At 44.0% G+C, this 21,508-nt stretch carries 24 protein-coding genes and 1 pseudogene; 16 read left to right on the forward strand and 9 right to left on the reverse strand.

Annotated elements, in window-relative coordinates:
* The first annotated feature begins 1 nt into the window (after position 1).
* Positions 2-472 (forward strand): RES family NAD+ phosphorylase, encoded by a 471-nt coding sequence (locus N646_RS20570; protein WP_005376497.1) that lies wholly within the window; start codon positions 2-4, stop codon positions 470-472.
* Positions 473-551: 79 nt separating this feature from the next.
* Here N646_RS20570 and N646_RS20575 read toward each other — a convergent pair whose 3' ends face one another.
* Positions 552-2,402, reverse strand: a complete 1,851-nt coding sequence (locus N646_RS20575; protein ID WP_017820986.1) for an acyltransferase family protein — start codon at positions 2,400-2,402, stop codon at positions 552-554.
* 241 nt (positions 2,403-2,643) lie between these two features.
* Between N646_RS20575 and N646_RS20580 the strand changes: the two genes are divergently transcribed.
* Positions 2,644-2,919 carry a nitrogenase-stabilizing/protective protein NifW gene (locus N646_RS20580; RefSeq protein ID WP_017820985.1) on the forward strand — a complete coding sequence of 92 codons (276 nt, stop codon included), beginning with the start codon at positions 2,644-2,646 and terminating at the stop codon, positions 2,917-2,919.
* Positions 2,920-3,036: 117 nt separating this feature from the next.
* Here N646_RS20580 and N646_RS20585 read toward each other — a convergent pair whose 3' ends face one another.
* A complete protein-coding gene (locus N646_RS20585; RefSeq protein ID WP_017820984.1) occupies positions 3,037-4,137 on the reverse strand; it encodes an alkene reductase in 1,101 nt (366 codons plus the stop codon).
* Positions 4,138-4,148: 11 nt separating this feature from the next.
* Positions 4,149-4,535: a lactoylglutathione lyase gene (gene gloA / locus N646_RS20590; protein ID WP_005376490.1), complete on the reverse strand. Its 387-nt coding sequence runs from the start codon at positions 4,533-4,535 to the stop codon at positions 4,149-4,151.
* Positions 4,536-4,746: 211 nt separating this feature from the next.
* Here gloA and N646_RS20595 point away from each other — a divergent pair, with 211 nt between their 5' ends.
* Both N646_RS20595 and N646_RS20600 read left to right on the forward strand, forming a co-directional pair.
* A complete protein-coding gene (locus N646_RS20595) occupies positions 4,747-5,175 on the forward strand; it encodes a PaaI family thioesterase (protein ID WP_017820983.1) in 429 nt (142 codons plus the stop codon).
* Between the two features lie 26 nt (positions 5,176-5,201).
* Positions 5,202-5,591, forward strand: a complete 390-nt coding sequence (locus N646_RS20600) for a MazG nucleotide pyrophosphohydrolase domain-containing protein (RefSeq protein WP_005376487.1) — start codon at positions 5,202-5,204, stop codon at positions 5,589-5,591.
* A gap of 43 nt (positions 5,592-5,634) precedes the next feature.
* Here the strand turns inward: N646_RS20600 and N646_RS20605 are convergent, their stop codons facing one another.
* The gene (locus N646_RS20605; RefSeq protein WP_017820982.1) at positions 5,635-6,510 is read right to left on the reverse strand and encodes a universal stress protein; all 876 of its coding nucleotides are present in this window, start codon (positions 6,508-6,510) and stop codon (positions 5,635-5,637) included.
* A 215-nt stretch (positions 6,511-6,725) separates the two neighbouring features.
* Between N646_RS20605 and N646_RS20610 the strand changes: the two genes are divergently transcribed.
* On the forward strand, positions 6,726-8,069 hold the full coding sequence (locus N646_RS20610; RefSeq protein WP_005376484.1) for a magnesium transporter: 1,344 nt from the start codon (positions 6,726-6,728) through the stop codon (positions 8,067-8,069).
* Here the strand turns inward: N646_RS20610 and N646_RS20615 are convergent.
* Positions 8,046-8,306, reverse strand: a complete 261-nt coding sequence (locus N646_RS20615; protein WP_005376483.1) for a hypothetical protein — start codon at positions 8,304-8,306, stop codon at positions 8,046-8,048. The two genes, N646_RS20610 and N646_RS20615, sit on opposite strands and share 24 nt — an antisense overlap.
* Before the next feature lie 53 nt (positions 8,307-8,359).
* On the opposite strand from N646_RS20615, the gene N646_RS20620 reads away from it, so the two are divergent.
* From N646_RS20620 to def, 5 genes are all read left to right on the forward strand, one after another.
* Positions 8,360-8,902, forward strand: coding sequence for an AAA family ATPase (locus N646_RS20620; protein WP_017820981.1), 543 nt, complete (start codon positions 8,360-8,362; stop codon positions 8,900-8,902).
* Between the two features lie 107 nt (positions 8,903-9,009).
* Positions 9,010-10,455: an AGE family epimerase/isomerase gene (locus tag N646_RS20625; protein ID WP_017820980.1), complete on the forward strand. Its 1,446-nt coding sequence runs from the start codon at positions 9,010-9,012 to the stop codon at positions 10,453-10,455.
* A 381-nt stretch (positions 10,456-10,836) separates the two neighbouring features.
* Entirely contained in the window at positions 10,837-11,166 is a 330-nt protein-coding gene (locus N646_RS20630) for a YceK/YidQ family lipoprotein (RefSeq protein WP_017820979.1), read from the forward strand.
* A gap of 32 nt (positions 11,167-11,198) precedes the next feature.
* On the forward strand, positions 11,199-11,663 hold the full coding sequence (locus N646_RS20635; RefSeq protein WP_017820978.1) for an ABZJ_00895 family protein: 465 nt from the start codon (positions 11,199-11,201) through the stop codon (positions 11,661-11,663).
* Between the two features lie 233 nt (positions 11,664-11,896).
* A complete protein-coding gene (def, locus tag N646_RS20640; protein ID WP_005388756.1) occupies positions 11,897-12,403 on the forward strand; it encodes a peptide deformylase in 507 nt (168 codons plus the stop codon).
* A 72-nt stretch (positions 12,404-12,475) separates the two neighbouring features.
* Here the strand turns inward: def and N646_RS20645 are convergent, their stop codons facing one another.
* Complete coding sequence (locus tag N646_RS20645) at positions 12,476-12,883, reverse strand: helix-turn-helix domain-containing protein (RefSeq protein WP_021707542.1); 408 nt, start codon at positions 12,881-12,883, stop codon at positions 12,476-12,478.
* 84 nt (positions 12,884-12,967) lie between these two features.
* On the opposite strand from N646_RS20645, the gene N646_RS20650 reads away from it, so the two are divergent.
* From N646_RS20650 to N646_RS20665, 4 genes are all read left to right on the forward strand, one after another.
* Complete coding sequence (locus N646_RS20650) at positions 12,968-13,471, forward strand: DUF2938 domain-containing protein (RefSeq protein WP_005376471.1); 504 nt, start codon at positions 12,968-12,970, stop codon at positions 13,469-13,471.
* Positions 13,472-13,697: 226 nt separating this feature from the next.
* Positions 13,698-14,726, forward strand: coding sequence for a phospholipase A (locus N646_RS20655; RefSeq protein ID WP_017820977.1), 1,029 nt, complete (start codon positions 13,698-13,700; stop codon positions 14,724-14,726).
* Between the two features lie 93 nt (positions 14,727-14,819).
* Positions 14,820-15,278, forward strand: a complete 459-nt coding sequence (locus N646_RS20660; RefSeq protein ID WP_005388759.1) for a hypothetical protein — start codon at positions 14,820-14,822, stop codon at positions 15,276-15,278.
* 328 nt (positions 15,279-15,606) lie between these two features.
* Positions 15,607-16,611 carry a metal-dependent hydrolase gene (locus N646_RS20665; protein ID WP_017820976.1) on the forward strand — a complete coding sequence of 335 codons (1,005 nt, stop codon included), beginning with the start codon at positions 15,607-15,609 and terminating at the stop codon, positions 16,609-16,611.
* Positions 16,612-16,651: 40 nt separating this feature from the next.
* On the opposite strand, the gene N646_RS20670 is transcribed toward N646_RS20665, so the two are convergent.
* The 3 genes from N646_RS20670 to N646_RS20680 form a co-directional block, all read right to left on the reverse strand.
* Positions 16,652-17,044 (reverse strand): hypothetical protein, encoded by a 393-nt coding sequence (locus tag N646_RS20670; RefSeq protein WP_005376463.1) that lies wholly within the window; start codon positions 17,042-17,044, stop codon positions 16,652-16,654.
* A gap of 492 nt (positions 17,045-17,536) precedes the next feature.
* A complete protein-coding gene (locus N646_RS20675; RefSeq protein ID WP_017820975.1) occupies positions 17,537-19,297 on the reverse strand; it encodes an ABC transporter ATP-binding protein/permease in 1,761 nt (586 codons plus the stop codon).
* Between the two features lie 173 nt (positions 19,298-19,470).
* Positions 19,471-20,085, reverse strand: a complete 615-nt coding sequence (locus N646_RS20680) for a 3'-5' exonuclease (protein ID WP_017820974.1) — start codon at positions 20,083-20,085, stop codon at positions 19,471-19,473.
* Positions 20,086-20,440: 355 nt separating this feature from the next.
* On the opposite strand from N646_RS20680, the gene N646_RS20685 reads away from it, so the two are divergent.
* On the forward strand, positions 20,441-21,301 hold the full coding sequence (locus N646_RS20685) for an immunity 49 family protein (protein WP_017820973.1): 861 nt from the start codon (positions 20,441-20,443) through the stop codon (positions 21,299-21,301).
* Positions 21,302-21,409 (forward strand): annotated as a pseudogene (locus N646_RS25170) (threonine aldolase); the annotation flags it as partial.
* Positions 21,410-21,508: the final 99 nt, after the last annotated feature.

The following is a 21,508-nucleotide window of genomic DNA, read 5'->3' on the forward strand; positions in this document are numbered from 1 at the left end:
TATGAAGCTCTATCGTCTCACACAAAAGAAATTTGCTGACACGCCATTCAGCCCCGTTGGCGCAAAGTTATTTGGAGGGCGATGGAACTCAAAAGGAACCGAAGCCCTCTACTTCTCTGAATCGGAATCCCTTTGTTCGTTGGAAGTGTTTGTTCACGTAAACAACGATCCTGCTATCACCAAACTTTACGATTTATATCGTATTGAAATGCCAGAATACCTCATCGCCACCTTAGATGAAGAAGATCTCCCTGTGACGTGGCGAGCAATACCGGCGAGCGAGTCTACGCAGTACATTGGTGATCAGTTTCTCAATGATCCTCATCCAGAGTTTGCCGCGCTGCAAGTGCCTTCAACGATTTCACCTCGTGATAAAAACTACGTGGTGAATCCAAATCATCCCAAAATGAAAGAGATCATCAAGAAAGCCGAAAAGCTCGATTTCGCGTTTGATCCGCGCATTTTCAAATAGACGCCTAGCTTTGTCTTGCTTTAAAGCATTCAGCGCTTACCTGAGATAAGCGCTGCAGCATAAAAGTTTATTTCCTTGGTTATTGTCGATCGTAAGTGAACTGTTGCGCTTCATTTGTAGTGTTGAGGTAATGCCCAAGCACCAACTCAGCACCTTTGTAAGATAAATGGCTGTCATCCGTATACATCGCATTGTTTGCTCCAACTCTCATTCGACATACGCCATTTCTGCAAATGGCATCGGTCAAGTCGACAAACTCAACGTGCTCAAATTGCTCAAAGTAGTTCACTAACTTCGCCACGTTTTGAGGGTGATGTTGTTTGGGAGAAAAGTCGCAGGCAGACTCTTCTGTCTCGCCAAACAAACGCGCTTTCCAAAGGCATTCTCCTACCGCAAACGGTGCAGAAGGGGTTGGACCGAAAACGACCACTTCCTTTCCTTTCAGTTCATTCAATAATTTGGTTAATGATGCTTCATAATCGGCTTGTGAAAGCTCTTTATTGAAATTAGAAGAGATAACAACGCGACGAATGGAAGGGGTACTTAGAATTGTATCGACAGCCTCATTGAAGAACTGTCGGCAAGGAACTGAGCCAGCACCTTTGATGGTGTCGACATAACCGACCGCACAGGAATCTTGAGTAAGTTGCACCACGCCAGTTGGTGTTACTTCGGATAGACGCTTCACGTAAACCATGCTGTGACTATTGCCTAACACAGCGATGTCGGGCTGCGGCGCAGACGAGCACACATCGTTAACGTTGGTGTTGCCGTTGCAATCTAAACCATAACCGTTGTTAACGCGCATGGCCTCGAAAAATGCGCTTCTTTCTGGAAAACCACCGTTTTTATGACCGATAACGCCGAACGTTAGCAAGGGCAACGTCAACAACACAATAACCACGGACGCAGTGCGCATACTCATGGCTTTTCGGCTACGGAACGGCTTTTCAATAAAGCGCCAAGTGAAGTAAGAAAGTACAAAAAGAGTGACAACGTAAAGTGGGATATTGATGTCTTGTGTTGCATCCAACACGTAGCGGTAAAAGACAAATAATGGAATGTGCCACAAGTATAAGCTGTAGCTGATTAAGCCGACGAACACGACCCACTTTAGGCTCAGTAATCTACCGCAGACATTGTCTTTAGAGGCAAACAAAATCACCAACGCGCTACCGATGACCGGCACCAGCAGCGTAATGCCCGCACCATCTTGCGATTTTTCAAACAAAAGCGCGGAAGCCAATATCAAAACGATGCCAATGGTTGCCAGCGTATCGTTAGATTGAACTTGGACTTTTCTCATCACTAATGCGAGTAATGAACCGGTTGCCAGTTCCCAAGCACGAGAGAAGATCATGTAAAAAGCGAAATCAGGATCGTTGCTCGCGTAGACAATAGTCATCAAACTCAGCGCAAATACCGCGATGAAAAAAGTCAGGTAAAACGCGTTTTTGCCACGAGCGAGTAGCATGAGTAGCAAAGGAATGACAATGTAGTATTGTTCTTCAACGCCCAAGCTCCAAGTGTGAAACAGCGGGTTGGCTTGATCTTCTAAACCGAAGTAATTGTGGCCTTTTAAATACAGAAGAATGTTGGATGAGGAAAGAATGGAAGATACTGCAAACTGACCAACGTCTTTGTGTGCTTGCGGCAAAAATAGCCACCAAGACATCAAATAGCTGACGGCGATCACCACCAGTAAGAGGGGGAGTATGCGACGAATGCGTCGCTCATAAAAATCACCAAGGTTGAACTTCTGGTTTTCTAAGTCGTTAATCACGATGGTGGTGATCAAATAGCCGCTGATCACAAAAAACACGTCGACGCCAATAAAGCCACCAGCGAATTGCTCAACTCCTGCATGAAACAAAATCACCAACGTGACAGCAATCGCCCTTAATCCGTCTACTTCTGCTCTGTAAGTCATATCGTGTTGCTCCAACATTCCGTTTAATGAAGTAGAGCAAAATATGAACCAGAAATAATATTTATTTAAATCAGTACCTTAAATTGATTGTCAAAATGAAAATGCTAGGTGGGTTAACGAATTCCCAAATTGAATTTCAATATGGAAACCCCATAAAGAATGATCTTAAGAAGCGCTAAATCAAAGAACGTAAAGCGCGAGGCACTTAGACTTCATTGAAAATGATTACGCTAAAGAAACGATGACAGAGAATACGATTCAGGAAAAAATTGCCAGCTTTACTTGTATCGAAGAGGCTTTGAATTACTTCGACATCGAGTTTGATAGCCGATTTATCGAAAACAATCGAACCGAGTTGGTTAAGAGGTTTCACGGCTACTTAATCCTCACTAAACCGGATGATTGGTTTTCAGGTCGTCGTGCTTTAAAGAATGCTTACTGTAAAGTACAACGCAGTTTGCTCAGTAAAACGACGCGCTCTGCGTGCCGAGGTTGTACATCTTGTCAAAGACGTTAATTCTGGTGGCTTGCCTAAAAAGAACCCTGCATCTTGGTGTCACAGGGGGAAGAGCAAGGTTCTTTTGGTTTCGCTATTGGTTTGTCGCGAGTTACGAATCAGCTTTACGTAGATGAATTAACCCGCGTGATACGCAGGGTAGTCCACCAAGCCTTTTTCACCGCCGCCGAACAATGTGGCAGGGTCATGTTCTGCCAGCGGATAGCCATGCTTGATGCGGCTTGGTAAGTCTGGGTTTGCAACAAACGGACGGCCAAAGCCAATCATGTCGGCTAAACCACTTTCAATCGCGTGTTGCGCCTTTTCTGCGTTGTAACGACCGGCATAGATCAGTGTGCCTTTATACGCCTCACGAACTGCGGTTTTAAAGTCGTGCGGAGTGTCTGGCGCGTCGTCCCAATCCACTTCTGCAATGTGAATGTAAACCACATTGAGTTTATCAAGCAGCGCTGCAGCGGCGGTGTAGGTTTCGACTGGCGTACTATCAACGGTGCCATTTAACGAAGTGAATGGTGCAAGACGAACACCAACACGCTCAGCGCCAATAGCTTGCGTCATCGCCTCTACCACTTCACCAAGAAAACGCAGACGGTTTTCAATTGAGCCACCGTATTCATCGGTGCGGTTATTCGCTTCAGAATCGATAAACTGGTTAACCAAGTAGCCATTCGCTGCATGAAGCTCGATACCATCGAATCCGGCTTCTATCGCGTTTAGGGCGGCTTGGCGGTACTCTTCAATAACGTTCTTGATGTCTTGTTTGGTCATTTCACGTGGCTCAACCACGTCGACAAAACCCGGTTCGTCTGTGCCGTTATCGACAAATACTTTCACGTTTTCTGCTTTTAGCGCAGAAGAAGAAATAGGCTGCTCACCGCCAATGTTATCAGGGTGAGTCACGCGACCAACGTGCCACAATTGCGCGAAGATAGTGCCGCCATTCTCGTGCACCGCATTAGTTACCTTTTTCCAGCCAGCAATTTGCTCTGGGCTGTAAATGCCTGGTGTCCATGCATAGCCTTGACCCATTGGCGAAATTTGTGTGCCTTCAGCAACGATTAGGCCCGCTTCAGCACGTTGAGCATAGTAGGTCGCCATCATATCGTTAGCGATATTACCTGGTTGAGAAGCACGAGAGCGCGTCATCGGAGGCATAACGATACGGTTTTTTAATGAGAGAGAGCCAAGTTGAATGGGTTGAAATAATGCGTCTGTCATAGGAAACCTCGTTATTTTTGAGTTTGGATGAGTTCGATTTGGTAACCATCGGGATCTTTAATGAAGGCGATGTGAGTTTCTCCGCCTTTCATTGGACCTGGCTCGCGAGTAACGTTGCCACCAAGCGCTTTGATTTTTTCGCAAGCGGCGTAAATATCTTCAGACCCTAGTGCCATGTGTCCGAATGCGTTACCCAAGTCGTAACTGTCGGTATCCCAGTTATAAGTTAGCTCGATGGTCGCGCCATCTGGTTGATCAGGGTTACCAACAAACACCAGTGAGTAACGGTATTCTTGGTTTTCAAAACGATCCAAAACACTCATTCCCAGAACCTTTGTATAAAATTCGATCGATTTGTCTAGGTCAGCAACACGGATCATCGTGTGGAGAAACTTCATAAGTCGCCTTTTCATAACGTTGCGTAATCACTATGCAAACCATATCGCCACTCTAAATAAACTGGAAATTATCGTTAATTATTAAAATGATTATTTAGTGTTATGAAAAGCGAGGTTGCTGGCCCTGCAACATGCAAACAAAGATTACTCGCCGTTTCTTTTTAATTGTTGGCATATGCTAATTACTCTTTTGAGAAACCGAGTAACTATCATGTCTACAAACAGCTATTGTCATTACACTCACGAATCTCATCATCAATGTGCGGTTTGTTCTTCAATTAATGTGAATCCGAACTCTTTGGCCGTGAACTACCAATACCTAGCCGATGGTTCTGTTGTCGGAGAGTTTCACGTTTTACCGCGTCATCAAGGTTACACAGACCTGTTGCATGGTGGTATTGCCAGTTCGCTTCTCGATGGTGCAATGACGCATTGTTTGTTATCTAGAGACATTCAAGCCCTTACGGCGCAGTTGGATGTGCGCTACCATGCACCTATTCAGTTAGATGATCGAGTCACGATTACTGCACACTGTGAAGGTGAACGACGCGGTATATATCAACTGGTGGCTCAATTGCGGGTCAATAGCGAAGTTAGAGTGACGGCTAAAGGGAAGTTTATTCGTCCTAAAAAGGCATAAATAAAAACGTGTTCTACGGAGAGGCAATGAAGAAATTTGATGAGCTGTATGCAATTGCGACGAGAAAATCTCAATATGACCAAACCAACACTTGGTTTAAAGGCGTAGAGACTTATCTGGAGGCCATTGGCAAAGAAGTTGATGAAGTCCGCGAAGAGATTCGTGAGGATCGCCTTTGTCATTTGGAAGACGAGTTAGGCGATGTGTTGTGGAACTATCTTAACGTATTAAAAGCGCTGGAAAGAGAAAAGGGTATAGATCCTGAGAAAGTACTCGAAAGAGCCTGCAACAAATACGATCAGCGTGTATCTGCGATTGAGTCGGGACGCAGTTGGGATGAGATAAAACAGCAGCAGAAACAAGCCTTGAACGCAGAGCATGAAGCCGCGCAGTTAGAAGATGTAAAGAGCCAATAACTGCGCTTGGTATTGAAAGGATAGGTTAATAGAGAATACCTAGTCAGCCCTTGGAGCTGTTGACCAACAGTAGGTCACAAGGTGGTTGATCAAGTAACGTGTCTACAGTGCTGCCAGACCAAAATTGAGATGACATGCTTCGTTTACATGCCCCCATAATCAAAATCGCTGCTTGTGATTGCTTAACTGCTTTTGGTAACGCCGTTTCAGGGTTTCCTTCCGGTAATAGTAATGGAACTCGCGTTAACTTTTGCGCAGTAATAAAATCTGTAATGCCTGCTTTTTGATTGCTTAATATCTCTGCACGATAGCGAGAGAGGTATGGCGCGACGTATCGGCAGTAAACGAGCGTCATTTTCCCGCTTAAGGTTTGTTCTAATTTTGAGCCTCGCGAGACGATGGCTTTATCTACTATCGACTTTTCATCCCCTCGATGAAGTGGGTCGATTGCACAAAGCATGTTGGCGTGAGAAGGCCATGAACGCTCACTCAGTAGCAACAAGTCGCAATCTTGTTGTGCTAGTTCTGTGAGCATCGTTTGAATCTCGTGTTTGTTAAAGTGTCCCACGAGCAGTAAGTCAGTGTGGTCAACAAGTCGTTTCGCAACTTGCTCAACCCAATGGCTCCCTTTGAAATGCTCGTAAGAGAGCGTTGGTGTTTCAAGCTCTTCTTCTTCACAAAGTTCGACAATTAATGCGTTGAACTTTAAGGTCCAAGCTTCAAACTCAGCTTGTCTTTTTTCTATATGGTCAGAGTTGAAACTGAGAAAATGAGCGAATGCGTGATCTTCACTTCGGCGACGGTCTTCCACTAAAACTACAATAGGCTGAGCCAGCGCTGTCGAAAATTGAATCACTTTACGAAGCACCTTACGACTTGGTAAGGCGGCCTGCTGAGTCAGAAAAAATACAGGTGCCATTGATTACTCCATTATCAAACAAGGCGAATGAGCCTGACACACATTCAAGTCTATACCATGAACTGATGCAGAGGCGTTTTGTTTCTGCGAGCGAAATATAAATTCCGCAATTAAGTCAACTATCGCCTAGAATTTTAACATCAAGAATTCATGCCTTCGGATAGCACATATCGTCAATACGGCGAATGTGGTAGTGAAAGCTATAGGTAAAAGTAATGATAGATTCCAACCAATTGCAAATTAACCGCAAAGTGCCACATTTGCTTGCTGAGATCATTAAAGCGATAGAATCGACCGAAGACTTGAGCTTTTTGAAAGACTATCAAGAAGCACAGATTGCGAACATTTTGGAATCGGTCAACATTGCTTACCGTAAGCGTGTCATAGAAGCAGTGCCGCCTGAGAAGTATTGGACGGTATTAAATTTGCTCCGATACGACACCGCCAAGCACATTCATCAATCACTCAATAAAGACTTACAACATGAACGCTTGGCGTACATAACGGATTCAGAACTGATCATCTTTGCGGACTTTCTACCGACCGAATTTGTAGATGAATACCTTATTGATCAAAGTGAAGAGTCTGTCGCGCATATCCAACAAGCATTGTCGTATGAAGACAACAAAGTTGGACGTTATGCCGAGCCTCACTTTCTGGTCGCAAACCCTAAAAACAGCGTAGGAGGCATCAAAACCGAGCTGCTAAAACGTGGGCAAAGTCCAGTGCGGTTGATTATTGTGCGTGATGCGAGTGGTGTGATTGGTACGATAGAGCCGCAAACCCTGTTGATGCACGAAAATCATATCAAACTTACCGACTTGACCGTAGTTACGCCAATTCTAGAAGATATTCAAACGATTCAAAGCGTCAGCAAACAAGTCTCGATTGATGGTGGAGCACATTGGTTTCCTATCATGGCTGGTGGCAAAATTATGGGCGTCTTGTCGATGGCGACCATCGCGATTACGTTGCGCGAACTCAGCCTACAAGCTGTAGTGGCAGAAAACGTACGAAGCGAAGAAGATTTGTTCACACCATTAAGCGTGGCGACAAGGTTAAGAGCACTTTGGCTAGTGATTAACTTGCTGACCGCTTTCGTAGCCTCCGCCATCATTGGGCTTTTTGATAATGTGGTCGAGCAAGTCGTTGCGCTTGCGATCTTAATGCCTGTCGTGGCGAGCATGGGCGGCATCGCGGGTAGCCAAACCTTAGCGGTGGCCATTCGAGGTATCGCACTAAACCACTTGCACCAAAGTAACTTGAAGCTATTGGTGAATAAGGAATTAAAAATCGCCACCATTAATGGCTTGATCATGGGATTAGTCATCGCGGGTGTCGTCTACATGGTGTTTGACTCTTGGCCATTGGCGCTTATTATCTGTTGTGCAATTTTCCTCAATAGTTTGGCGGCCGCGGCATCGGGGACGTTGATACCATTCACGTTGAAGAAGTTTAACATTGACCCCGCCGTGGCTGGCTCGGTAGTATTGACGACCGTTACCGATGTCGTCGGTTTCTTTGCGTTCTTAGGCTTAGGTGCCATTTTCTTGATATAGATATCCAATTGACGCGTTAACCATCAGAACCAATCGCACCACTTCCCAACCCAGTATTTTGGGCGAGCTTGCTTCGCTCAGCATTCCTCCGTTTTCCATAACCGATGAACACGTCGTTTCGGTTCTTACTTTGTAAATCTCTTCACTGCTCAGTTCTATTCCCCCAAATTTCCCACTACCGATCTCGCTTAACGCTGGCGTGCCAAATTCCAATTTCAAACGCCAGATGATGCCCATTTTCTTGGCTGTACACGCATTACTTCACTCAAACAAAAAATAAGGAAACAATTTTGAATAAACTCATCGTATTCTCTGGTGGTCCCGGTGCAGGGAAAAATTCGGTAATCGAACAGCTAAAAACACAAGGTTTTATCTGCGCGCCAGAAACCGGCCGTCAAATAATACAAACGCAGGTTGCCAATCACGGTTCAGCATTACCTTGGAATGACAAACAAGCTTTTCGAGACGAAATGATGAAGGCAGAAGTGAGCAATTACCGAGCTTTCAATGTCCACCAAGGGAATGTGTTTTTTGATCGCAGTATTGTGGACGTATATGGCTACAGTAAGTTGGAACAACTGCCAATCTCGCATGAGCTCATCACGCATTGCCAGACGCTTCGTTATCATTCTCAAGCATTCATTTTTCCACCGTGGACGTCGATATTCAGCAACGACGAAGAGCGAAAGCAAGACTTTTCTGAAGCGGTGGCTACGTATCAACAGATGGTCAACGCTTATCACAAATTTGGTTATCAATTGATCGAAGTGCCCAAAATGTCAGTCGAAGACAGAGTAGCGTTTATTCTCGGCTCAGTCATCGAACAAGGCTGAAAGATGATTGATGCAAACAAATGCGTAAGGCTATTGTGAGCACGACAACAATATGCGTAAAGGGAGTTATTTATACTGGATAAAATTCAATAACTTAATTGAGTGTTATGTCTTTTAAATATCTTACCTTATTGCTCGCAACGACGAGCATGAGCAGCTTTGCTGATGTAGGCCTGCCTTCGGGGGATGATTGGTTAAACCATGTGACGAATGGCCTAGCCCCATATTGGATGATGGAAAGCGCGCATGGACAACCTGCGGGGAATTTTCCGACTTTTCGTTGTGATAACGGTGTCATTCTCGACCCACAAAAGCCGTGTGGAGAATTAAACAAAGGGTGGATTAGCCCGCACTTCGATCGCGAATACACCCGCATGAAATCGCGCCAAACTTACGCTTATGGCGTGCTTTTTCATCTTACGGGTGACAAGCAAGCATTAGAGCTGGCAAAGAAAGGGGCTTATTACCTGATTGATCATCTACAAGATGAGAAAAACGGCGGCTTTGTGAGCTTTACGCGTAGTGGGAAACCGGGGATGGAGTGGCAACAACGAACTTCTCAAGACCAAGCTTACGCCTTGGTGGGTTTGGCGATGTATTACTACTTGACTCAAGATCCAAAGGTCGAACAAGCGCTCATCGACCAGCAAGCGTTTATATTTAAACAATACCGACGAAGCGATGATCGCGGTCTGGCTTGGGTTTTGAAAGACGGTGATGGGGAAAGTGCGAAGCAGCAAGAGCTAGTCGCTCAACTTGACCAGATCAATGGCTATCTGTTGTTAACGGCGCCACTTTTACCACCGCCAGCGCAAGCCAAGTGGAAGCAAGATCTGCAATGGCTGACGCAAGTGATGATAGATAACTACCATTCCGTCAAAGAGCAGCGCTTTTATGGCGCGATACACCACAAAGCAGTAATGATGCCAGATGCGAAACACAATGATTTTGGACACACCATCAAGGCGTATTGGATGACGTATCTGACAGGTCAGTTGTTGGAAAATTCAAAGTGGACAGAGTTTGGTTTCAAAGGAATGAAACACACGCTTAAGCAAGCGCAATACCAGCAAAACTTTGAGCAAGTCAAAGCGCTTTTCTCACCAGAATGGCAGAGTAAATGGACGCAAGAGATCATTCCTGCTTGGCAATCAAGACCATACAAGCACTATAGCTCGTCTTGGGAATGGGCAGAGCTCGATCAAGCGGCAATGACAGTTTCTCTTGTCGATGGTTCGATGAAAGAAACGCTTCAATACACGTTACCCACTTTTATGGACGTATGGGTGGATCATCAATATGGAGGAGTCGGTCTGAGTCCTAAGTCAACCAAAGCGTTCCATTGGGGAAATGGTTACCACCAGTTTGAACATGCGTTGGTCGGGTATTTGTACGCGCAACAAATGGCAAAACAGCCTGCCAAGCTTTACTACGCACGACCATCAGAGAGCAAAATGCCACTTAATCCGTATTACTTTAGCGCAGACGTAAAATCGTTGTCGTCACAAAGTGATGGAGTCACCATCGCGACATTCACCAATATTCGACCTTAGGTTGGTCGATGGTGATGTGTTGGTTAAAGTCCGCGTAAAAGCCAATAAAATCCTCCGACAGCAAGTGCGACTATTAGCTATCTAGGTCTGTCACTAGATAAGCTTCAAGCAATAATGGTGCAGGTAATGCCCACGGGGCTTTTTATTCTATGACAGGTAGAGGATTCAATTTTCAGCGCGATAGGTCCATGAAAACTTAAGTGAGATTCCAATCACGTCGCATAATCTCACTAGTGTCATTGGAAATAAATGAATTGTTTCTGATACATAGAACGTATTAACATGGTTGCACTAGGCCCATATGAGTAAACTTATTGAATATACAATTTGAGAGAGAGGGTTTAGTTTTAAAAAATAACAGTTAGTTGGAATCTAGGTTAAATGAAAATAAAACTATTTAAAAAGCTACAAGTTGTATTTCTTGTGGTGTCAGCATCTTTAATGGTGGGGTGTTCATCTATAGATGCGCATGCTGGTGGCGGATACGGAAAGCCGTTTTCAGGCACCGCGTTATCAGTCGCACGACAACCTTGCTATTTAAGAGCTGATATTACTTCTATCGCGTTATACCCACTATCATTGATTGACATTCCTTTGTCGTTAGCAACGGACGTTGTGTTTCTTCCTGTTGATTTAGTCATGGTAGTTACGCCAACAACGAGTTATGGCGGTGTTGTTTCTCTAGGTTGTCCAAGCGGAAGCATGATCTAAAACGCTTATTTTATTCAAATAAATGGAAGGAAATGAAAGTGGAATTAAAAAGTAACTATTCAGAATCAGAAATAAACCAGCCACCATCGGTACTTCTTGTTACGTCTCTGTTGTGTCTGGCGTCCGTTTGTTGGGCTGCATTGCTGTTGGCCATTGAATATATTGTTGGGATAGAAATGAGTGGTACAGGCTTTCTTAGCACGTTAATCCCAGCCATGAGTGTTGGTTATTACTTCGGCTACAAGACTGGAGATGTAATGCCATCAAAAACAAGATGGTATGCTGTTTTACTGTGGACTTTAGCAAGTTTGGTAGTGTTCTCTCTTATCTTAATGTCGTTAGATATTTCTCCGTTTTATTTATTATCTGAGCTCGGTGGGGTAAGTATTTTTATTGCTATCATAATGCTAATAACGATTGGCATCGCCTACTTAATTTTAAAAAGTGGTGAGAAAATGGCGATTAGAGTATTACTCAAAGCCAAGGAAAGTCAGTAGATAAAATACAACAAACGATTCAATTAGGATCATGACAAGACGTCAGCCATAATGTGCTGGCGTTTTAGTTTCCTGTTTGTAGGATTTTTATCTAAAAGGCAAACCCATTTATTGTGTTGTAGTTTGAGTTAATGGTTTATGCCTTGTGCGCAAGATAGCTTAGCAGGTTTATGTATCGAGAAACGTGTGTATAATTCGCCACGAATTACGATTTATAGATATGAAAGGTAAGTATGGCAGTCCTCGAAATTCTCTCCATTCCAGACCCAAGGCTTAAAGTAAAAGCAGAAAAAGTCACTGATGTATCGACAGTACAAACGCTGATAGACGATATGCTAGAAACACTTTACGCAACGGGCAATGGTATCGGTTTAGCTTCAACCCAAGTAGGCAGAAAAGAGGCGGTTGTTGTCATCGATATCTCTGACGAACGCAATGATCCTTTAATCTTGGTTAACCCAGAAGTGGTGAGCGGAGAAAACAAAGCACTTGGTCAAGAAGGGTGCCTATCTGTTCCTGAGTACTACGCAGATGTAGAGCGTTACACGTCAGTTGTTGTTTCTGCACTAGACCGTGATGGCAACCCGATTACAATCGAGAGCGATGAGTTCTTGGCGATTGTGATGCAGCACGAAATTGATCACCTATCTGGTAACTTGTTCATTGATTACCTTTCACCGTTAAAGCAAAAAATGGCGATGAAAAAAGTGAAGAAGTACGTAAAATCGCAAGCTAAGTAATATGAAAGGAAGTAACTCACAACCGCGAGTTACTTCCTTGTAAATCAAGAATAGGACGGTAGGGAGAGCGGTTTATCTCTGCTTTTGGGGGACATAACGCTTTACGACCTTCATAAGCCTTTGAAATGAAGAACAGTCCATATGTGACTCATGAGGGCAGGTGGCAACATGGTTTAGGCTGTCTCGCACCGCTTTCAAACGTTTTATTTGCTCATCAATCTCAAGTGCCTTTTTCGTTAGTAAGTCACGATCGATATATGGCTTTGAAACTTCTGATTGATTCAACATTTCTGCCATTTCGTTAAGCGATATTCCAGCGATACGCCCCAAACTAATTAAATTGAGTGTATTGAGTACCTCTGGTGAATATTGGCGTCTCAATCCATTCCTTCCTATCGAGCGAATTAACCCCAGCTGTTCGTAGTACCTGAGCGTTGAAGTCGGCAATCCTGATTTTCTAACCACTTCTGCAATATCCATATTATTCCCCATTGACTTCAAGTTGGCTTTAAGTTGTAGCATGCAACTAAGACCTTAACAAATCAAAAACTTGAGGAGAGAAAAATGCTGCTTTTAATGGGATTGCAAGCGGTGCTAATAGGGATTGGTGCCACTTTGATAATGGATTTATGGGCATGGTTACAAAGGAGAGTGTTTGGTATTCCTTCATTAAACTATGCGTTGGTTGCGCGCTGGGTTTTGTACATGCCCCAAGGAAAGCTTATGCATGCGCCAATTATGGCGTCAGAGGCGATGCCGGGAGAAAAGTCACTTGGCTGGTTTTTGCATTATGCCATCGGCGTTACTTTCGCTTTGGCTCACGTTACTGTTTTTGGTCATCATTGGTTGGTAGAGCCCAGTCTAATGCCCAGCTTAATTACAGGCGTGGTAACGTTGATCTTCCCATTTTTGGTCATTCAACCTTGTCTAGGATTTGGTTTTGCTGCGAGTAAAACCCCAACACCTTGGAAAGCCCGTTTTCTTAGCACATTGGCGCATTTGGGTTATGGTTTGGGTTTATTCATAGCCGGGTTTGCAATCAAAGTTACGAGCCAGTATTTTGCATAGATAAAATGAGCATCATGCAAACGAGTGGCTTTTATCTATGATGCTCAACTCTTGGTTGTTTTTTGCGCTTTGATCATAGTTGACCGATATGTCTAAAGTCTGTTGCATTTATCCAAGACGTAAAGTCGGCGGACATTTAACATTGCCTTAACGTCAGAATGGCAAGCGGTTTACCAAGAAAAACTAAAATTATCTGGTTTGACATAAAGAATATTAAGGGTTTCAGATGGCTTCAAAAGTGGCAGGGATATCAATACTGAGTTTATTGGCAGCGCCAGTTGCGATGGGAGAAACAGCCAGTGCTTATGATTTATGTTTGCTAGACAAAATAAAGCAAAGCAAAGGTGAAGAAACCATAAAGAGCATTCGCGCGCAGTGTGAGCTTGACACAGTAACCAGCACAGTGCCCGCAGATCCAGAAATTGAAGAGCCTGAAGAACTTCAGGAAAGTTTGGTCGACAAGCGTTTGGAATCAGAACGAGAAAACGCGTTCGAACCGTTTAGCCTAGTCGCGCATCGCGTTAACTATATTCTTCCGTTTACATACAGTGATCGTGTAAATAAACGCGCGTATGCCGACACCAAATACGGCGATGAACTGCGTAAGGAAGAGGCGGAGTTCCAAATCAGTTTTAAAGTACCAATGAACTATGATGACTTGTTGTTTGATGGAGATGGTCTGTTTTTTGGAATGACTCTTAAATCATTTTGGCAGGTATACACGGGTGCAGCATCTCGTCCATTCCGTGAAACCAATTATCGTCCAGAGCTTTTTTACTACACCCCAACAGACTGGAAACCACTTGATGGTTCGACTTGGTTAGGTTTTGGTATTGAACATGAGTCTAACGGTCAGAGACAGGAGCTATCGCGCAGTTGGAACCGTGTCTATGCCAACTTAACCTTTGCAAAAGACAATTTTGCGGTTTCTATCCAGCCTTGGTGGCGTATACCTGAAGATGAAAAGACATCGCCTAATGATCCCAAAGGTGATGATAACCCGGATATCGAAGACTATATGGGACACTTTGAGCTATCGAGTGCTTACAAGTGGAATGGTTACGAGTTTACCTTTTTAGGTCGCCAGAACTTTCAAACACATAAGGGTTTTGCAGAACTGGGTGTGTCATTTCCGATTTGGGGCAAAGTTCAGGGGTACGCACAATACTCAGCGGGTTATGGTAAGAGCTTGATCGACTATGATCATAATCAGCAGCGGATTGGTGTTGGTATTGCAATCAACGGTGTTTTGTAGTTTTTCGTAGATGGATAGAAATTAACACTGGCAATTGAAATTTCAATATTTAGAATGCGAGGCTGAAATTGATTTCTAACCTAGAGTGATTTTATGCTTCGTGATTACACCTTCGATTGTCTTGTAACTATGCCTCGCCATGAGCTGGAAGAGTTTAGTGCTCGTATGATCAGTAAAATGGTGCCAGAAGACGTGATGAATGAGCTGTTCACTTTTGATCAAGAAGAAGTGGATAGTGAAGACCGCATGTTGTCTGCACGTCTTGATGCAATGCTACGCATGACAGCAATCGCACTGAGTGAAATTCAACAAGCGTTTGATGACTCAGACAACGCAAAGCAAAATAGCGAGCGAATGACGCGATTGGTGCTTTGGCATTTCTACGCGATCTCATTCCGTTTGGAAGAGGCCATCACGCTAGAAACACACTGTGCGCTAGTGGAAAAACTAATCGAAAATGCACCTTCGGATGTTTTTGCGTGGGTAAAAACATTGACGGAGCTGCTGCACACTTACGCTGAAATCAACGCGAAAGAGAATCCTCAAGACTAAACACCTGTCGTTTATCGTTCAGTAAATTAGAAACAAGGCGAGCCATTTGGATCGCCTTGTTTTTTCGCGTCAGATAAACCTTCGGGTTTGAAATACCAAACAAGCCTAGACTCAGATTTGTTCGTTCACTAGCGAACGGCGTGATTCCTTCTTACACTAAATCAAGGTGTTTGTTGCTAAACAAGCAAATGCATGACTAAGTCGTGTATTATTTTCCACTTAAATGCGGATAATTTATGTCGAAGAACCTTCTGGTTTTTAAATTGGAACCGACTATTGAGCGTGTACGCTTTCCAGCTGAGCTTCATCTATCTAAAGGAAGTGAACGATGGATCCGTTAACGCAAGGTTTATTGGGTGCAGCTTTGCCACTGGCGGTGAGCAACAAGCGAAACCTTGCAGTTGTTGGCGTGTTGGGCGTGGTCTCTGGGATGGCTCCGGATTTAGATGTGCTAATCCGTTCTTCAACTGATCCTTTGCTGTATTTGGAATACCATCGCCAATTTACTCACTCGCTCTTGTTTATCCCGTTTGGTAGTTTCATTTGTGCTTTGTTGTTGTATCCATTGTTCGCAAAAAAGCGAGGACTAAGCTTCCGGCAGAGTTGGTTTTACTGCGCGCTTGGTTATAGTACCCATGCGTTATTAGACGCATGCACCAGTTATGGAACACAGCTTCTATGGCCGATAAGCAACACGCGTTATGCTTGGAACACTATTTCGGTAATCGACCCCGCGTTCACACTCCCTATTTTAATATTGCTTTTGTTTGTTGCACTGAAGCGAAGCCCAAACTATGCCCGCATTGCATTTTTATGGTGCCTGGCTTACCTAAGTCTTGGAACGATACAACGAGATAGAGCAGAAGTAGCTGGTTGGGAAATCGTCAAAGAGCGACAACACAACGCTATACAATTAAAAGCCAAACCAAGTTTCAGCAATCTTTTGGTTTGGAAACTAATTTATGAAACGGAAGAGAGCTACTATGTAGATGCCGTAAGGGTGGGGCGTTCAATAAAAATTTACCCTGGCGAATCAACTCCAAAGTTAAATATAAAAGAGCAATTTCCGTGGCTAAACCCGCAATCGCAACAAGCAAGAGACATCGAACGTTTCCGTTGGTTTTCAAACGGTTTTGTAGCGACGGATCCGAATAATGAAATGCGAATTGTTGATATGCGTTATTCCATCGTACCAAACCAAATTAATGCGTTATGGGGCATCAATCTATCCCCAAAAGCCAGCGCAGACGCGCACGTTGAATACACTGCTCATCGAGGAAGTACTGCAGAAGATCGCCAAGTTTTTTTCAACATGCTTACGGATTTTGAGTGATGGTTTTACTTTGGATGTCGATGCGGTTTCGTAATAACTATTACGCAGACTGAAAGTCCTTTACTAGGGTCGGCTTGCTAGCGAAGAAAATCTTGCCAAACAGGGACTTGTACTTCCAGCCAAGAGACAAAAGCCGTTTAGCTAAGTTCTTGTTTTCAATGATTGCAACCTCAACACCTTGGTAGTGGTAAGGATTGCTTTTGATGTAGTCGATAAATGCAGTAAGCACGCCTTGCCCGCGAACGGAGGGTGCAAAGTTGACTGCTACAATAGAAAAGCGTTGGCTACCTGCTGGGCAACGGACTAAACAGTGCCCAAGAGGATGAGTAATAGTCTCAGAAAATTCAGGAAAAGGGCGAGACTCAAGCTCTTGAGAAAGCGCATCGTATCGCTGACATAGATAAGAAAATAGTTGTTTCGCTTCGCTGTTCATATCGGTGCCGCTTTTGTGTTGCTTGGTTTGAAGGCATTGATGTCTCAAGCATTGTAACCATAGATAGCAACACAAAACGCGGTAAACTTTTTCAGTAATGATTTCCTATTTTTGAAACCTTAATTGTTACAAATGAAGTTGATTGGGTTTTATATGGTAGTTGTGAACGAGTGTTTCTAGTTGAAGGGAGAATACGCTCGTTACTGGATTCTTACTGGAATTCCTTTGTTAAAAGGCGAGCTGCTTGGTTTAATGCCGCTCGTTTAACTGCGAGTGGCATCTTTTGTATTTCGTCACCTTGTACAGCGACGATGGGACATGATGTGGGATCTTCTATCCTAGCTCTTCATGGTCTAAATTATCTCATTAACCACTCAGAGCTAGATTCTTAGTCTCGCCAAGGCTCGCTGGACTGACACAAAAACATCGTTAAACTCCTGTTATTAAATTATTTGGTCCGCCTTTGCTTACTTTTGAACGCTTAACTAGGCGTTACTCCAAGTGCTTAAATTGCAATGCCACAAGTCGCTGATACAACTCACAGCTTTGCATTAATGATTGGTGGTTACCAACATCGACTAACTCGCCATTGTCGAGCACCGCAATTTTATCCGCATGTTGGATAGTCGAAAGACGATGAGCAATAATCAACGTTGTGCGTCCTTTCATTAGAGCTTCAAGTGCTTGCTGAACGTGATGTTCACTTTCACTATCAAGGGCGCTGGTAGCTTCGTCTAGCAGTAAGATTTTTGGATCTTTTAGAATCGCGCGAGCAATCGCAATGCGCTGCTTTTGTCCGCCCGATAGCCTAACGCCGCGCTCGCCTAAAAAGCTGTGATAGCCTTCGGGAAGCTTCTCAATAAACTCATGGGCATGGGCTTTTTTCGCGGCTTCGATAACTTGTTCATCCGTCGCTTTAGGATTACCGTAGCGAATATTATGGAAAACATCATGGCTAAACAGCGCTGGTTGTTGTGGTACGAGCGCCATTTGACGTCGAAGTTCGTTTGGGTCGAACTGTCGAATATCTTCACCACCAAATAACACTTGCCCTTGCTGTGGGTCATAAAATCGTTGCAGCAGTTCGAATAGTGTTGTTTTACCTGCACCAGAAGGGCCGACTAACGCCAGTACTTTTCCTTGTTCAGCGGTTAGATTTAATTCTTTGATTGCTGGTTGATTTAGGCGAGAAGGGTAGTTGAAACTCACCGAATTAAAGTTAATCTCAGCAGGCATGTCGGAACGGACAGGCAAATGGTTGCTTGGCGCTTTAATATCACTGTCTACTTGAAGGATCTCAATCAGCCGTTCGGTAGCACCTGCGGCTCTTTGCAATTCACCCATGACTTCGGAAATGGTTGCAGTCGATGAGGCAACCATAATGGCATAAAACACAAATGCGGCTAGGTCACCCGCAGACATTTTTCCGTGAATCACATCGCTGCCGCCTACCCAAAGCATGCCTGAAATCGCGCTGAACACAATCACAATAACGCCTGATATCAGGATCGCGCGCTGTTTTACTCTCTGTCTGCCTATTTCATAAGCTTTTTCCACCTCGACAGCGAAAGCCGCTTGTTCATGCGACTCTGAGCTAAAACTTTGCACGGTTTTAATATGTTCTATCGCTTCTCCAGCGTAGCTGCCAACATCAGCCATTGAGTCCTGACTTTGACGAGAGAGCGCACGCACACGTCGTCCATAAAACAAAATTGGTACCAAAACCAAAGGCACAGAAGCAAGCACAATCAGCGTGAGCTTAACGTTGGTAGCGAATAACATAATGATGGCACCAAAGCACATCAAAGCGCTACGCATCGCCATTGAGAACGATGAACCGATAATGCTTTGCAGCAATGTGGTATCGGTAGTCAGGCGCGACATTATGTCGCCACTACTGTTAGTCTCAAAATAGCTCGGATGCAGCGTAATCACATGGTTAAACACCGCAAGGCGAATATCCGCACTAACGCGCTCACCTACGGCAGAGACAAGGTAAAAGCGAAAGAAAGTCCCAATGGCAATACACAATGTGACACCGACAATAAACTGAATCGCATTGGTGAGCTCTTGCAATGATTGCTGAGCAAAGCCTTGGTCGATAAGAATGCGCACTCCATAGCCAACGGATAACGTCAAACTTGCTGTCGCGACAAGGGCAACCAAGGCTGCCGCAACCCGCCATTTATAAGGTGCAATAAAGGTGTTGAGTTTAAGAAGAATGCTGAGATTTTTGTTATTTTTTCTGCTCATGAGTGACTCACAAAGCGTTTTAGGTACCTGGCATAGTAAGCCAGTTTGGTTGGTGAGACCAGCGAACTGCCGCTTTCGGATTAGGAAATTAACTGGGATAACCAATATCGCATGTATATCGAAAATCACTTAAACGTCTAAGAGGCTAGAATCAGCTTTTAGTTCGGAGGGGGTTACGCACGGCTTTTGGCGAGTAGCAGGTCGACTTTTCCTTTGGCTGTTTTACTGACCGTTTGCATCAACTGAAAACTTGGTTTTTCGACGCCTGAGTTTTCTATCCCTTCGACCATTAAGAGCCAAAGCTTGGCTGTCATTTGCGCATCGGCTAGTGCACGGTGGAAAACGCCGTCGTTGTCGATATTTTTATAGCGAACAAGTTCACTTAACTTATGTGATGGGGCATCTTGAATGAGCCGTCTTGCCACCAGTAAGGTGCAAGCAAACTCACCCGAATAACCACAGTTGATTCGTTCAAGCTCTGCATCTAAAAATCGTTTATCGAAGGACGCGTTGTGAGCGATAAGGTTCTCGCCAGCAATGAACTCACTAAATGACGCCATTACCTCTTCGCAGCTTGGTGCCGATCGCAACATATTGTTGGTAATGCCGGTGTAGTTCTCAATGAAAGAACTCACTCTGAAACCGGGATTCATGAGTTGCTGAAAACTATCGACAACCTCGCCATTGACTAACTTTACTGCACCAATTTCTATTGCGCGATCACCTAAAGTAGGAGAGAGACCTGTGGTTTCAAAGTCGAGTACGACCACAGAGTTTGCTTGAGGCATAAAATTTCCAGCTGAGTAATATTGCGCAAGAGTATTATCGAAAGCGACAGAAAAAGAAAGGCGAACACAATGGTGAATATCTGTCTATCTTTACTCCACAAAGTCAGTATTCGTCGTCCACTGTTTATGGACAGGTACGTTCTGGCTTACCCATCGCGGCTTGTGCGGTAGCCTTATATTTCAAATGTTTTTCGGCTTTTCGATTCATTTCAATTAAGCATTAACTTTCGATACAACATACTGATTATAAATTGATTTTATAAATCAACTTCGGCATCATTCACGGCTTGATTTTGAGGATGAATATCATCACAGCAAAAAATTAGAACAATTTATAATGCGAGGCTAGGGAACGATGGAAACAATAAAAAATCACTATTTAGATATACCTGAAGAAAGAAAATTGCGTATTTTTCGTGAGGAAGATGAAGATTTTTACAACTTCTGGGAAGAAATGCTTGATGAAAAACAATCTTTTTATCAGCAACCTCTCAAAAGAATGAAAGGCGACGCTTGGTATTCGCTTGATTCATTCTTCACTGCTTCAAAATACGGACAACATCAGGCCTCGCCAGCTTATATAAAAAGAGCGCTTGAGTTACTGAATAACGTGTACTTGCTGGCCAATCATTCAGACAAAGTGGTTGAATTCTCCGTTGGGCACCGACATTTTTCGGAAGTAGGTAACCGTTCTATTGCAGGGGGAACGATGGATGCTTGGTTGGATGAAATCTGTTTAGCGATGGCCGCGAGAGATTGGCGCTGCGTAGAGCTGATGACCATCATGGATGAGTCGTTAGTGCGTTTAAAAGATCCATTCGATGTTGCGCTAGTCGAGTTCGTTAACGGTGTATTTAGCAATTCATCAGCGTTACCAGAGTTATTGCAAACTGTGATGGAGAAATCCTCCCCGCAATACTTAGAATCAACCAGAGTGCCATATGTACACTCTTTGTTTATTCCATTTGTGAATGTGTTTGTTGCCATTATCGATGGCGATGAGGCACATTATCAAGAGGCACTGAGGGATGCGTTAGAGGCGCATTACCAGTTCTACATAAATGAAGATGTTCGCTATTCGCCAAAAGGAAATGTTTCTCTGAAACTGATTGGTCTTGCTGCATTGGCATACGATAAGTATGGCTGGACAATTCCAGAAACCGCATATTTGCCAAAGTGGCTCGTTTACGGTGAGCATGATCTCTGTTCTAAATAAATCATTAGTAGAACACCTTATGTAGTGTCTGCGGCAATGCCGTTCGATGAAAGGTTGGCGCAGCTGCGGGCTCTGTTTGAGCGAACAAAACAAATCTACAAGATCATTGGGCTTTGTTGCGTAATTCGATGGAACTAAATCAGGAAGTTACGATCTGATCGGCTACATCAGTTAATCATCGTAGCCTTATGCCGAAACCTTGTTACA

The organism is Vibrio alginolyticus NBRC 15630 = ATCC 17749 (assembly GCF_000354175.2).
GTDB lineage: Bacteria > Pseudomonadota > Gammaproteobacteria > Enterobacterales > Vibrionaceae > Vibrio > Vibrio alginolyticus.

What these genes read in the sequence shown, in the direction of transcription:
- N646_RS20570 (WP_005376497.1), top strand. Translation starts at nt 2, where the DNA reads ATGAAGCTCTATCGTCTCACACAAAAGAAATTTGCTGACACGCCATTC.
- N646_RS20575 (WP_017820986.1), bottom strand. Translation starts at nt 2,402, where the DNA reads ATGACTTACAGAGCAGAAGTAGACGGATTAAGGGCGATTGCTGTCACG.
- N646_RS20580 (WP_017820985.1), top strand. Translation starts at nt 2,644, where the DNA reads ATGACAGAGAATACGATTCAGGAAAAAATTGCCAGCTTTACTTGTATC.
- N646_RS20585 (WP_017820984.1), bottom strand. Translation starts at nt 4,137, where the DNA reads ATGACAGACGCATTATTTCAACCCATTCAACTTGGCTCTCTCTCATTA.
- gloA (WP_005376490.1), bottom strand. Translation starts at nt 4,535, where the DNA reads ATGAAGTTTCTCCACACGATGATCCGTGTTGCTGACCTAGACAAATCG.
- N646_RS20595 (WP_017820983.1), top strand. Translation starts at nt 4,747, where the DNA reads ATGTCTACAAACAGCTATTGTCATTACACTCACGAATCTCATCATCAA.
- N646_RS20600 (WP_005376487.1), top strand. Translation starts at nt 5,202, where the DNA reads ATGAAGAAATTTGATGAGCTGTATGCAATTGCGACGAGAAAATCTCAA.
- N646_RS20605 (WP_017820982.1), bottom strand. Translation starts at nt 6,510, where the DNA reads ATGGCACCTGTATTTTTTCTGACTCAGCAGGCCGCCTTACCAAGTCGT.
- N646_RS20610 (WP_005376484.1), top strand. Translation starts at nt 6,726, where the DNA reads ATGATAGATTCCAACCAATTGCAAATTAACCGCAAAGTGCCACATTTG.
- N646_RS20615 (WP_005376483.1), bottom strand. Translation starts at nt 8,306, where the DNA reads ATGGGCATCATCTGGCGTTTGAAATTGGAATTTGGCACGCCAGCGTTA.
- N646_RS20625 (WP_017820980.1), top strand. Translation starts at nt 9,010, where the DNA reads ATGTCTTTTAAATATCTTACCTTATTGCTCGCAACGACGAGCATGAGC.
- N646_RS20630 (WP_017820979.1), top strand. Translation starts at nt 10,837, where the DNA reads ATGAAAATAAAACTATTTAAAAAGCTACAAGTTGTATTTCTTGTGGTG.
- N646_RS20635 (WP_017820978.1), top strand. Translation starts at nt 11,199, where the DNA reads ATGAAAGTGGAATTAAAAAGTAACTATTCAGAATCAGAAATAAACCAG.
- def (WP_005388756.1), top strand. Translation starts at nt 11,897, where the DNA reads ATGGCAGTCCTCGAAATTCTCTCCATTCCAGACCCAAGGCTTAAAGTA.
- N646_RS20645 (WP_021707542.1), bottom strand. Translation starts at nt 12,883, where the DNA reads ATGGATATTGCAGAAGTGGTTAGAAAATCAGGATTGCCGACTTCAACG.
- N646_RS20650 (WP_005376471.1), top strand. Translation starts at nt 12,968, where the DNA reads ATGCTGCTTTTAATGGGATTGCAAGCGGTGCTAATAGGGATTGGTGCC.
- N646_RS20655 (WP_017820977.1), top strand. Translation starts at nt 13,698, where the DNA reads ATGGCTTCAAAAGTGGCAGGGATATCAATACTGAGTTTATTGGCAGCG.
- N646_RS20660 (WP_005388759.1), top strand. Translation starts at nt 14,820, where the DNA reads ATGCTTCGTGATTACACCTTCGATTGTCTTGTAACTATGCCTCGCCAT.
- N646_RS20665 (WP_017820976.1), top strand. Translation starts at nt 15,607, where the DNA reads ATGGATCCGTTAACGCAAGGTTTATTGGGTGCAGCTTTGCCACTGGCG.
- N646_RS20670 (WP_005376463.1), bottom strand. Translation starts at nt 17,044, where the DNA reads ATGAACAGCGAAGCGAAACAACTATTTTCTTATCTATGTCAGCGATAC.
- N646_RS20675 (WP_017820975.1), bottom strand. Translation starts at nt 19,297, where the DNA reads ATGAGCAGAAAAAATAACAAAAATCTCAGCATTCTTCTTAAACTCAAC.
- N646_RS20680 (WP_017820974.1), bottom strand. Translation starts at nt 20,085, where the DNA reads ATGCCTCAAGCAAACTCTGTGGTCGTACTCGACTTTGAAACCACAGGT.
- N646_RS20685 (WP_017820973.1), top strand. Translation starts at nt 20,441, where the DNA reads ATGGAAACAATAAAAAATCACTATTTAGATATACCTGAAGAAAGAAAA.